Here is an 11,768-nt window from a genome sequence, read left to right as displayed (position 1 = left end):
TCCGTTTTTTGGCCAGGAGCAGCCACTCGTAAACGGCAGTTCCGCATTGATCAGGCAACCGTCGATCAATTTCGCGGAGTCTGGACAGTCGAACTTCCAATGCTCGCGAGAAAAATGCCGGTATCCCGATTAGAGCGCAGACAAACCACGCGGCAAGCTGATGGCGCTGTTGCAACAAGTTGCTGCATCTTTTCTCGCGCTGATTTTCTCGTCCGCCACATGAATCTAAAAAACTCCGGCAGGTTCATCAGCAGTTCGGGGCAGTTTTCCGGCAAGTCAGGCCGAGACTGACCGCGTTGAAGTAGGGTTCTGCGCAGTACGCGCAAGAATCGAAGCGTCGCCGAACGATCAATACATATTAAAAGATCTGCACGGGCCCGCCGGTTGTCCCAAGTGGCTGAATGGCCACCTTCGAATATCCAACAATCTCGGGCCTCTACATCGAGACAAAGTTTTGTCTTCTCGTCCCGACTTCGTTCGCTCCACCCTGGCTGCCAGTGAATAGTGTCAATATGAACGACCGGCAAACCCGTGCGCTGACCAAGCTCACGCGCCAAAGTGCTCTTGCCTGACCCAGGTTGACCAACAATCATCACCCGTTGCATCGAAGCTCCTTTTCGCTATGCAAGCTGATTTTTTGGGGGTGGCAATTTTACGTCAATGCCTATCTCGGTCAACAACAAGCGGTCAGCATGACAGGCAGCTTCTGGCCTAAAGGGCCTGTGCATCAGGCTGCAATCGACCCATAACCGCCATCGACGACTCAGCTTCATGGCATGTGTAGAATAGTGATTTCCCTATTTTCAAAGGAATGAACCAGTGATCACTTGCCACGTCAGGTATGTAATCGATCCCTATCAGATCCCGGCTTTCGAAAGCTATTCTCGCCATTGGATTCGTGTGGTGACCCGTATGGGAGGAAACCACCACGGCTACTTTCTACCAGCCGAAGGGGCCAACAACATCGCTTACTGTCTATTCAGCTTTTCCAGCCTGGCAGATTATGAGCAGTATCGTAGGGAGGCTGGAGTAGATCCTGAGTGCATCCAATTGGTGGCGCAGGCTACCGAGCAAAAAATCATCCTGAGCTATGAGCGCAGTTTCCTTCGTCCCATTCTTAATTGAACTGACCTATTGACGGCCGCGCCAAAGAGACCGCTTCTGGCCGATTTCTGCCAATATTTATCCGCCCCAAACGACCAACTCATATCGGTCACGAATAGCACCCAGGCAAAATCTCGAGCGCCCCCCCACTCTTCAGTGACGTATTTCAACACCACAAACCGGCTCTACCCTAAAACCACTCAGGAATCGCGCTGAGGCTCTTGGCGCAACGCATCAAGCTGTTGCTGTGCATGGGCAGCCTGGCAGTAGGCGTTGAGGATATCTGCAATCTGGTCGCAATCCAGGGTGATGCCTTCATGCACCAGGCCGGCAGACAGGATGCGAATCTGCGGCTGGGGCTTTTTGAGGGCCATGGCCTGGTTGCCGAATATCTGTCGCGCGGAGCGATGAACAGGCAGGGGCGCATCGGCACGCAACATCAGTTTCTGCTCCGTCAGCCAGCCTTCGTCATTGATGGAGACGTCGACAATGTCCAGCAGATCCACCGGTGCGCTCAGCGTGTCCGCAAACAGCTGGCGGCGGGTCAAGCGCATAAACACGTGTTGCCCGGCGTTGCGGTGCTGCCAGGTGATCAATGCAAACACCACCGCCATCACCGCAGCACACACGGCCAGGCTAGTGGCCCCGCTATTCAGGGCGTACCCCAGCAAGCCCAGGGCAACCAGCAAAAACAGCGGGCTGCGCACCTTGTAGCGGCGCGAGTTAGTGAATTCGGTCTGCTCGGGTACGCGCTGGATAACCTGCTCGAGTTCGGCGATCGCACGCTCGCGCTGGGCGTCGCGGGAGTCGGCGTATTCCTGGCTGAGTGCGCTGGCGAGATCCGACAGCGGATCCGAAGGTTGGGTCATGGATCATTCTCCTTGGACAGTGGGTATCGGCGGTGATACGGGCTGCGTGGCAGCCGACGACGCCGTATGGATGAGTTGGCTGAACCAGTGTCGGTCGTGTTCGGTGGGTACGCGGGTGGCCTCGGCCAGCAGCGCGTCATCCAGGGTTACGCCCAGTTGCTGGAGGCGGAGTGCCGTCGGCGGGTGTGTATCGAACGGGTGCGCGATGGTGTGGTTCAGCGCCGCGTCGTTCAGGCGCAGTGGCGTGTGTCGCAGGTGGTCGGCCAGGGCCTGGATCAGGTTGGAGTGGCGCTCGGCGAGCAGCGTGTTGATTTCAGCGTCCAGCGCGATCACCCGCAACAGCGCCTGGCAGAACAGGCGCTCACCGCCGATGTTGCCGCCCACCCGATCCGCCGCCAATTCCTGAGCGCGGCCCCAGTGATGCACCGCCAGTTGAAAGTAATGCAGGAAACGTTGCGTCATCCAGATCGCCGGGCGCTCGATCCAGGCCGGGTCGGCATCCTCGGCACGGATAAACGCAAAGTGCAGGCACATCAGGCTGAAATGCGCACCGATCTCGCTGCCCCGCTCGGTGTCACGGCTACAGAAATGGCCCAGCTCATGACCGATGATCGACGCGGCCTCGGCCTGGCTCAGGGTCGAGAGGTAGGTCAGCGGCAGGTAAAAGGGTGCGCCCGCGGAGCAAGTCGCCGGCCGGTTGCAGGGCCACATCAACGCTGGTGACGAAAAACGATTGGTCGATGCCCACCACTATATGGTCGGGCACCGGCGCACCGGTGGCTGTGGCCAGTTGCTCAATCCATGCCCACAAGGCCGGGGCTTTGTCACGCCCCATCCGGTGCCCCAGGAACGCCGAGGACGGGCTATCCAGCGCGTGCCATTGCTGGCGCAGACGCCCGATCAACAGGCAGCCCGCCCATAGCACGGCAATCAGCGGCACCGCCACCAGCAGTATGGGCCAGCCACCGGCTTTCAAATGGCTCCAGCCCCAGCTCAGCTCATACAACAGACTCAGGGCCAACGCGCCCATCAACAGCCCGGCGTAAGCCGCCAGCCAATGCCCCAAGGCACGCCAGCAGAGGAACAGGCGGTCGTAGAGAAAATCCCTGGACTTCAGCGCACGCCAGGCATCCAGCCTCAGCTTGAGCCACGTCGCAGGCCCGGCCACCAACGCGGCGAGGGCCAGCCAGTAGGCCAACCCTGCCAACACCTGACGCACGCGGAGCCAGGCGTAGTAGCCGCCGATATTCTGTGCTTCGCGCAGCACGTCATCGACGCGTCCGCTTTGCACACTGGCCCAGGTCATGAGCACCACCGGCAGCAGCAATATCGTCAGCGGCCACGACCACCGCGCGAACCGGCTCATGGCTCAATTGGCCTGCAAATAATCGGTCAAAAACGCCTGTGCATTGCCTTGGCTGGACAGGAACTCGTCATAGCCGACATTCAGCGCCTGCGATTCGCCAGGCAGGTACAGCTCGCCCCAGCCTTGTTGCAGCACCAGTACCACGAATTTCTGGCCGTCCACGGTGGTGGAATAGCGGGTGTCCTTACTGGTCTTTTCTACGGTCATCTTCTGGATCTTCATGTTCCAGTCGTGGTCGACACCCTCCAGCTGCACCAGCGCCTGATTGTCATTGCGCGCACCGATGCGCAGAGTCCAGACTTTCACGCCGCCTTCGCCGGCATAGGCCAGCACTTTTTCTGCGACTTCCGGGCGGTTTTCAGCCTGGGCGCCACCCGCGATCACGGCCAGAGCCAGGCACAGCAGCGCTGCCCACTTGCGATACATCAACATTTAGGGTTTCCTCGGCAGTTCAAAGGCCACCATTGAAATCAACGCTCAGGCGCCTGCCAAGCGGCGTGGCCGTGGCGCACAACAATAAGGCCGTGACGCACAACAAATGATCGGGCTGCCCAATGTCGATATCATGCAACGCTGCCCACCAGCCCTGACGGACACTTTGCCAATGGACCGCCGCAACCCCTATCTGGACACGCACTTCTGCTTCGATCACCCAGAGGCCCTGAACCAGGCCGGTGTATTCGATGACAGCGCGCGGCAGGTCATGGGCAGCGCGATCGGCCATTACCGCGCGCAGACGCTGCGGTCGCAGCTGCAGTATTTCGACTGCGATCTGCAATTCCCCGAACCGTTGCGCATCCACAAGGTGCTGCCCGACAGCGTGTGCATCGTGCAGGTACTGGGTGGGCAATGGCAGCATCGGGTTGACGGTCGGCTAAATGAATACACGCCCGGCGCGCCGCATGTGCTGGGATTGAGTGAAAGCATGGAAGCCATGGACCAGATGCCTGCCGGCAGCCGTGCCCGCATGGCCGGGCTGCGCATCGGCGGCGACTATCTACGCGAATTGGCTGAAGAAGACCCGTCACTGCAATCGCTGGCCAGGCTGCTCGACGATGGCATGCACTTTTCCGAACTGCGCGGCTGTCGCGCCATCGGGAGTTTGTTCGAGCGCCTTTATCACTCACCCTACCAGGGCGCCTTGGAACGGCTGAATCAGGAGAGCCTGAGCCTGGCCGTGCTGGTCGAGCTGGCGATGCACCTGGCGCCACAGCCAGCTGAGCGGGTGGCCACGTCGCGCAGCCATTCGGACCTGGCACACGAAGCACGCTTCAAGCTCGACGCCAACCTGATGAACCCACCTGGCACTCCGGCGCTGGCACGGGAACTGGGCGTGGGTGAAACCACTCTGAGACGTGCCTTTAGCCGGGTGTACGGCCAGTCGATGCTCGATTACGTGCGCCAACAGCGCCTGGAACTGGCGCGCACTCTGTTGCGCCAGCGCAAATGGCACGTGGCGCAGATTTCCCACCGCCTGGGCTACTCCAATCCTGCCAATTTCAACCATGCCTACAAGGCGTATTTCGGCCATCCGCCAGGGGCTGAAGTCTGAGGTCGGCGACACTTGCTCTGTCGCCCTGCGCATCCATACGTCCGCTTTTGGCCGGTTAGCGACCGTCGCTCTGATTAGCCATCCTTTTCTTTCCACACGTGGAGGACTTGTCATGAACATCATCGCTACCTGCAGCCGTCAGTCCTGGAACCCGAGCTTGTACTCCTCGCGAGTGAGTCAGGATCAGCGTCACCGCCCACACGGCCCAGAGACCATCGCCTAAGCTGATACTACGCGAATGAGTGACCGGACCAGCGTAGCCGAAAGATGCCAGCGCTTATCCCTTTCCATCTCGGCGCCCTACTTGCCCAGTACGTACTGACCGAAATTATTGATGTGATCATCCAGGTTATCCTCAAGCATCATCCGGTACTGATCACAGAAATACTTCAGCAATGCCTCCCTCGCATCGGCCATTTCCGCAGCAGATTTGAAGTTCTGCGCGCTGGCCCAGGCGTTGAAACGCGATGTGCCAAACAGCATTGACGCGCTGATCTCGCCGAGGTTTCCATAGGTTTTCAGCTGTTCGTTGGACAGCTCAATATGGGCGTCTGCGCGGTCGTAGAAGGCGTGGTCGGTGGCGTCGGCCATGATAAGGCTCCGATAAGCAAATGAGGGGCGTCATTGGAGCATATCCAACGGCTGGATTGCAGATGCCTGGCCTCTACGCGAAAGAGCGGTGAAGCCCGCCTGATTTAAGTGGGCCCCCTCTCCTGCCTTCCATGCAGCCACATCAGAAATCAACAGTGGCCGATACCTTCAGCGTGCGCGGCGCCCCTTGGGTCAGATAACCACCGTTGGCCGAGGCCCAGTAATTCTCGTCGGCGACGTTCTCCAGCATTGCGTTCAAGGTCAGGGCGCGGCCATCCAGGTGGGTCCGGTAGCGCGCGCCCAGGTCGACGCGGGTCCAGGCGGGGATGCTGTATTCGTTGGCGCTGTCCACGAATTGGCCGCCCGTGCGCAGTAGCAGGCCGTTCAGGCTCACCCCGGGCAAACCGGGCACATCCCAGTCGGCGCCCAGATTGAACTGGAACAGCGGCACACCCACCGCCTGGTTGCCATCGTCGCGACCGCCAGCGGTGCCGCGCAGCTCGGCTTTGGTCCAGGTGGCGCCGCTCAGCAGGCGCAGGCCGTCCAGCGGCTCGCCGAACACGCTCAGTTCCACGCCGCGATTGCGCTGCTCGGCATCCACCCGGTAGTAGCCGTCGCCGCCGAGCACGCCCTGGGGCTGCTCGATGCGGAACAGGCTAAGACTCCCGCCGAAGGTGCCCCAATCCAGCTTGGCGCCCACCTCCGTCTGCTTGGAGCGATAGGGCGCGAACATCTCGCCGTTATTGAGCGCGGCGACCGGCGCGGTCGGCCCCTGTTGCAGAGACTCGACGCGGTTGGCATAGAGCGACAGGTACTCGGTGGGCTTGATCACCAGGCCATAGGCCGGCGTGGTGATGCTTTCCTGGTAGCTGGCGGTGCGGGCACCGCTGGCCGCGCTCCACGCATCAGCGCCGATGGATTGGCGGCGCAGGCCCAGGGTCAGCAGTACGCGGTCGTCGAGAAAGCCCAGGGTGTCGGACACCGCCAGGCTGCGGTTCTGTACTTTGGCGACGGTGTCCGGGTCGTGGATGTCGCCGGAAATGCTGGTGGCCGGCGGCTCGGCGACGGGCTGGCCCGCATACAGATTGCCGAAGCCACGACTGCCCGCCGCGGTGGACTCGAACGCGTTACGCTTCTCCTGCCAGATGCCGTTGGCGGCCAGGTTGATGCGATGGCTGACCGGCCCGCTCATGAGTTCGCCGCGCAGCCCCGTGACGGCGCTCAGGGTCTCTTGGTCCAGCGGCGAATAGAGGCGGCCGATACGTGCGTCGCCATTTTTACCGTAGACGTAGTTGGAGGCGTAGACCCCGTTCTCCCGCGTGTATTTGCCGCCTGCGCTCAAGTAGGCGGTCCAACTGGGCGACAGGTCGTATTCGGCGCTGAACATGCCATAGGTGTCTTCCAACTGCGACCAGCTCCAGGGCTGCGCGTAGTTGTGGTCTGAGTCCGGTGCCGACGGCGTCTTGCCGTTGAGTGTGCTGGTAGGCCCCGTCGTAGTCAGATAGACCACCGAGCGCCCCTCATTGACCCGTTGCTTCTGGTACCCGACATCCGCAGACAAACGTAGATCGTCACCGCGGTAGTCCAGGCCGAGGGTGGCCAGGCTGAAGCGTGAGTGCTCATCGTCCACCGCCGTCTCGCCCTCACGCTGGGCCAGGTTCACCCTTACGCCAAAGCGGTTGTCCTCGCCGAAGCGCTGGCCCAGGTCGAGGTGCCCGCCCACTCGGCTGTCGCTGGCATAGTCCAGGGTGGCGCTGCGGGTAGGAGTGTCCTCGGCACGCTTGGACACCACGTTGATCGCCCCGCCGACACCGCTGCCCGACGGCGATACACCATTGACGAAGGCGTTGGCGCCCTTGAACACTTCGACCCGCTCAACCGACTCGGTGGAAATGATCTGGCGCGGCAAAATGCCGTACAGCCCATTGACGGCAATATCGTCGCTGAACAGTTGAAACCCGCGCACGACGAACACCTGGGAGAAGTTGCCGAAGCCGAACGACTGTCGTACGCCCGGATCGCTGGCCAGCACATCGGCCAGGGTCTGCGCCTGGCGTTTCTCGATCAGCTCGGAGGTGTAGCTGGAGAAAGCGAAAGGCACATCCTGCATGTCCTGGTTGCCCAGCACGCCGATGCGCGCGCCCCGCGCCGCTTCCCCGCCGGCGTACTCGGCCGGCAGGTCGACACGGCCTTCGGTGGTCCCACTGATAGTGATCGATCCCAGCTCCAACGCGCCCTGCTCCGGCAGCGGCACCAGCGTGAAGGTGCCGTCATCGCCGGTCTGGAAGGTCAGGCCGCTGCCCGCCAACAACCGCTGCAGGCCGTCGATCACCGAATAATCGCCCTTGAGCGCCGGCACCACACCGCTGCCACGGGTCAGGCCGGCGTCATAGAGCAGACGCACGTCGGCCTGCTCGGCAAAATCGGTGAGCGCCGCGTCGAGCCGCTGGGCAGGCACGTCGAGCGCGACGGCGTGCGCCTTTGCAGCTGCCATGGCCAGGGGTAGAACGGCTAGCGCCGCGAGGAAGGAAGTCGACCGCATGCTGATGTCCTTGGCTATCAATACGAAGAAGTCGCATTTGCAGGAACGGAAGACGTAGGCGGCGATGATTTCTGAACCATCGCCGCCTAAATATTTGCTTTTTTTCTTGAGGGGCCAGGTGCGACGCGGGTCTCAGTGGCGTGAGGCGACCAGAATCAACCCCGGCAAGCGCACCAGGCGCACAGGCAAGGTGCTCTCCACGGCACTCAATACGGCCTGTGGATCGTCCAGGACGAATACACCGGTCACCTGGAGTGTGCGAGCGGCTTCGTCGACAAACAGCACCCGTGCAGATTGGCTGCGCTCAAGCTCAGCGAACACTTGCTCCAGGGGGCGGTCGCGCAATACCAGCTTGCCGCGCTGCCAGCCCAAGCGCTGGCGCGCGTCCAGTGCCTGCGGCGCCTGCAACTCCGCGCCGCGCCACTGCACCTGCTGCCCGCCGACCACCGCCAGCGGCTCGCGCCCGTCGCTGGAGGCCAGCACTCGGCCCTCGCTGACCGCGAGGTCGACACCGCCCTCCTCCAGCCGCACATCAAAGCGCGTGCCGGTGACGCGTATACGCGCCTCGCCGGCCCTGACAATGAACGGCCGGGCCGGGTCATGGGCGACCTGGAAGTCCGCCTCGCCGCGGTACAGCCTGACCTCGCGGCGACCGTCGACAAACTGCCAGTCCAGTGCCGAATCGCCGTTGAGGGTCAACAGCGAACCATCGGCCAGGCGTAACTCGCGCACCTCGCCCGGTCGGGTGCTGATATCGGCATACAGCCCGATCCAGGTACCGCGCGGTAACCACAACGCGAGCAACAGCATCGCGGCGCAGGCCAGCGGCGCCGCCCAGCGTCGATGGCGACGTACCACGCGTGCCTGAGGTTGCTCCGCCGGACGTTCTATCTGGCCGAGCAACGACCACAGCTCTTCCACCTCACGCGCCGCCTGCTCGTGCTCGGGCGCCGCCTCGCGCCAGGCTTGCGCGGCATTGCGATCGGCAGCGGTGGCACGGCCGGAATGCAGCAGCACCTGCCATTGCCGGGCCTGATCGAGTAGTGAAGGATGAGTCACGGCTGCGGGTCCATTTGCTGCTGGCAGTGTTCAAGGGCCTTCAAGATATAGCGTCCGGCCATGCTTTCCGAGACCCCCAGGCGTTCACCGATCTCACGCTGGGTCAGCCCATCCAGGCGATTCCACAACAACGCCTGGCGCAGGTGCGGCGGCAAATCCTGAACGACGCGCTGCAGTCGCTCCAGGCGTTGGGCGTCGCTTACCGCTCGCTCCGGCCCTGGCTGGGCACTGACCAATTCGATGGATATCTCCTCCTCGATGGGGCGCGCTTTCTGCTGACGGCGGTAGTCAATGATCAGGTTGCGTGCGATGCGATAGAGGAAGGCGCGAAGATTGCCGATCTCCTCGCCGGACGCTCGCCGGCGGAAGCGCAACCAGGTCTCCTGGCGCAGGTCGGCCGCCAGCTCTTCGCACTTCACCTGTCGCGTAAGGAAGCGCAGCAGTTCGCTCGAATGGTTTTCGAACTGGCCGTCGGCAGAATGAGGATCGGAGGGCCGGGACACGCAAGCGACTCGAACTGGAAAGAGCCGCGAGGTTATATAAAATGATAATGATTTGCAATTGCTGCGATGTTCGCGCCTCGCCCTTTACCTGCCGCGATGGGCGAAGCTTATTGCACTTAGGCTGAAAATTCTCGTGCCAACGTCTATGGTAGACAGTTGCAGCTGCGTTCAGCGTCTGAATGGCGCGTCGCAGTGGTGGCACTTTGCGGACTTCACGCCTGACTGGAGCATTTCATGACCCCGCATAGCACGCAGGCAACTCCCAGCGAACTTGCAGCGTTCGTCAACGACCACTTTTCGGGGCGCGGGATCCGGCCGGACGGCGTCATCGCCCAGTCCTGGTACCGCAGCGTCGTTGAGCACCGCCTCGACCCTGGCGCGGCAAGCCGCAAGAACATCCTCAGCGCCGAGGACATCCGTCGCCATCAGCAACACCATCAGCAATACCTGGCCATCGCCAGCCAGGGCGTCAGCGGACTGGCGCGGCGCGTGGTGCCGGCCGGCTTTGCGGTGCTGTTGAGCGACGAATACGGCATTACCCTAGATTCTCGATTGCCTAGCCAGCACGATGCCTACACCCAATCAGGCTTGGTGGTGGGGGCGAGATGGGACGAATCAGTGGTGGGCACCAACGGCATCGGTACCACGCTGGCAGCGACGCAGCCATTGATCATCCACCGTGACGAGCATTTCCTGGCGGCCAATTCCCGCCTGAGTTGCTCGGTAGCGCCCATCTTTGATGCCCAGGGCCTGTTGCGCGGTTGCCTGAATGCGACCTGCATGAACAGCGACGGTCCTCGGGAAAGCCAATACCTCACCTTGCAACTGGTGATCATGTACGCGCGCATGATCGAGAATGCACACTTTCGCCAGAGCTACCGCGACCGTTTGACCCTGTCTCTCGTACCCATCGATGAGATCGCCGACCTGGGCAATGAACAATTGCTCGCCCTGGATGAAAGCGGGCGCGTCATTGGGGCCAACCGGGCCGCGTTTATCGCCCTGGACGCGACCGACACACCAACATTGATCGGTGCCTCCATCGAGCGCCTGCTCTCGATCACCGTGGATGAGCTGCTCCAGCTCACCAACGGCGGCGCCCGTGGCGTGCGTCTGCGGGGCCCTCGGCACGAATCCCTGCTGGACGTCGGCCTGCGTATCCCCTCTGAACGGCACCGCCCGCTCCCCGTCGCCCGCCCTGCTCTTCGGGCTCACCCGGATCTTCAGCAACTCGCCGGCCTGGATGCCCGGCTGCAGCAAAACACCCAGCGCGTGCGCAAGGTGATCGACAAGGGCATACCGATCCTGATCACCGGTGAAACCGGCACCGGCAAGGAGGCGTTTGCCCGTGCGATCCACCATGCAAGCCATCGCCGCGCCGGGCCTTTCGTGGCGTTGAACTGCGCGGCGATCCCCGAGACGCTGATCGAGAGCGAGCTGTTCGGCTATCGCGCCGGCAGCTTCACGGGCGCTAACCGAAAAGGCATGAAAGGCAAGCTGGAACAAGCCAACGGCGGGACGTTGTTTCTCGATGAGATCGGCGACATGCCTGCCCATTTGCAAACCCGTTTGCTGCGGGTGCTGGCGGAGCGAGAGATTTCGCCGCTGGGGGCCGAGGCGCCGGTGACGCTGGATGTTCAGGTGATCTCGGCCACTCACCAGGATCTGCATGCCATGATCCGCGACAAACACTTTCGCGAAGACCTGTTCTACCGCCTGGCCGGCATGAACCTGGCGCTGCCGGCCCTGCGCGAGCGCAGTGACCGAGCCGAACTGATCGATACGCTGCTCGCGGCCCAGCCCGGCGCCCAAGGGTTACAGCTTGACGCCGATGCCCGCCAATGCCTGCTTGATTACGCCTGGCCCGGCAACATTCGTCAGTTGCTCAATAGCCTGCGCTACGCAGTCGCCCTGGCCGAAGGCGGCGTGATTGATCGGGAGTGCTTGCCCTGTGAATTGCTGGCGCCGCAAAAGCCGTCGCCGTCAATCAGCGCCGTCGCGCAGGCCAACCACCTGGAGGCGCAACTGGACGGTGAGGAGTCCCGCCACTTGCTCGGTACTCTGCGCCGGCATCGCTGGAACATCAGCGCCGCCGCGACGGACCTGGGCATCTCGCGCTCGACGCTGTATCGCAAGATGAAAAAGCACGGTCTTGTCGCGCCCAACGACCTGCCCTGACAGC

The 11,768-nt window shown here is 62.2% G+C and carries 12 protein-coding genes; 3 read left to right on the top strand and 9 right to left on the bottom strand.

All coding sequences use genetic code 11. The features are described 5' to 3' along the window. Nucleotides 1–65: 65 nt before the first annotated feature. On the bottom strand, nt 66–605 hold the full coding sequence (locus tag V3H56_RS13300) for an AAA family ATPase (protein ID WP_338474738.1): 540 nt from the start codon (nt 603–605) through the stop codon (nt 66–68). A gap of 214 nt (nt 606–819) precedes the next feature. Here V3H56_RS13300 and V3H56_RS13295 point away from each other — a divergent pair, with 214 nt between their 5' ends. Beyond that, nucleotides 820–1,125 carry an NIPSNAP family protein gene (locus tag V3H56_RS13295; RefSeq protein ID WP_338474737.1) on the top strand — a complete coding sequence of 102 codons (306 nt, stop codon included), beginning with the start codon at nt 820–822 and terminating at the stop codon, nt 1,123–1,125. Between the two features lie 179 nt (nt 1,126–1,304). Here the strand turns inward: V3H56_RS13295 and V3H56_RS13290 are convergent, their stop codons facing one another. From V3H56_RS13290 to V3H56_RS13275, 4 genes are read right to left on the bottom strand one after another with little or no spacing between them, the layout of a single operon-like run. Further along, a complete protein-coding gene (locus tag V3H56_RS13290; RefSeq protein ID WP_338474736.1) occupies nt 1,305–1,973 on the bottom strand; it encodes a hypothetical protein in 669 nt (222 codons plus the stop codon). Between the two features lie 3 nt (nt 1,974–1,976). Continuing rightward, nucleotides 1,977–2,684, bottom strand: coding sequence for a M48 family metalloprotease (locus tag V3H56_RS13285; protein ID WP_338474735.1), 708 nt, complete (start codon nt 2,682–2,684; stop codon nt 1,977–1,979). Beyond that, a complete protein-coding gene (locus tag V3H56_RS13280) occupies nt 2,572–3,339 on the bottom strand; it encodes a hypothetical protein (RefSeq protein ID WP_338474734.1) in 768 nt (255 codons plus the stop codon). Before V3H56_RS13280 ends, V3H56_RS13285 begins: the two co-directional genes overlap by 113 nt. A 3-nt stretch (nt 3,340–3,342) precedes the next feature. Beyond that, entirely contained in the window at nt 3,343–3,771 is a 429-nt protein-coding gene (locus tag V3H56_RS13275) for a hypothetical protein (protein ID WP_053144490.1), read from the bottom strand. A gap of 172 nt (nt 3,772–3,943) precedes the next feature. On the opposite strand from V3H56_RS13275, the gene V3H56_RS13270 reads away from it, so the two are divergent. Continuing rightward, complete coding sequence (locus tag V3H56_RS13270; RefSeq protein WP_338474733.1) at nt 3,944–4,891, top strand: AraC family transcriptional regulator; 948 nt, start codon at nt 3,944–3,946, stop codon at nt 4,889–4,891. Between the two features lie 300 nt (nt 4,892–5,191). Here the strand turns inward: V3H56_RS13270 and V3H56_RS13265 are convergent, their stop codons facing one another. The 4 genes from V3H56_RS13265 to V3H56_RS13250 form a co-directional block, all read right to left on the bottom strand. Further along, nucleotides 5,192–5,482 carry a DUF3144 domain-containing protein gene (locus V3H56_RS13265; protein ID WP_047739296.1) on the bottom strand — a complete coding sequence of 97 codons (291 nt, stop codon included), beginning with the start codon at nt 5,480–5,482 and terminating at the stop codon, nt 5,192–5,194. A gap of 142 nt (nt 5,483–5,624) precedes the next feature. Then, a complete protein-coding gene (locus V3H56_RS13260) occupies nt 5,625–8,024 on the bottom strand; it encodes a TonB-dependent receptor (protein WP_338474732.1) in 2,400 nt (799 codons plus the stop codon). 132 nt (nt 8,025–8,156) lie between these two features. Further along, nucleotides 8,157–9,083 carry a FecR domain-containing protein gene (locus V3H56_RS13255; RefSeq protein ID WP_338474731.1) on the bottom strand — a complete coding sequence of 309 codons (927 nt, stop codon included), beginning with the start codon at nt 9,081–9,083 and terminating at the stop codon, nt 8,157–8,159. After that, the gene (locus tag V3H56_RS13250; RefSeq protein WP_042731766.1) at nt 9,080–9,586 is read right to left on the bottom strand and encodes a sigma-70 family RNA polymerase sigma factor; all 507 of its coding nucleotides are present in this window, start codon (nt 9,584–9,586) and stop codon (nt 9,080–9,082) included. Before V3H56_RS13250 ends, V3H56_RS13255 begins: the two co-directional genes overlap by 4 nt. Before the next feature lie 234 nt (nt 9,587–9,820). Between V3H56_RS13250 and V3H56_RS13245 the strand changes: the two genes are divergently transcribed. Next, a complete protein-coding gene (locus V3H56_RS13245) occupies nt 9,821–11,764 on the top strand; it encodes a sigma-54-dependent Fis family transcriptional regulator (protein WP_053007425.1) in 1,944 nt (647 codons plus the stop codon). Nucleotides 11,765–11,768: the final 4 nt, after the last annotated feature.

Source organism: Pseudomonas sp. MS646, from assembly GCF_036693845.1.
Taxonomy (GTDB): domain Bacteria; phylum Pseudomonadota; class Gammaproteobacteria; order Pseudomonadales; family Pseudomonadaceae; genus Aquipseudomonas; species Aquipseudomonas chlororaphis_E.
The sequence above is the reverse complement of the archived record's forward strand: the minus strand, read 5'-3'. Positions and strand labels throughout refer to the sequence as shown.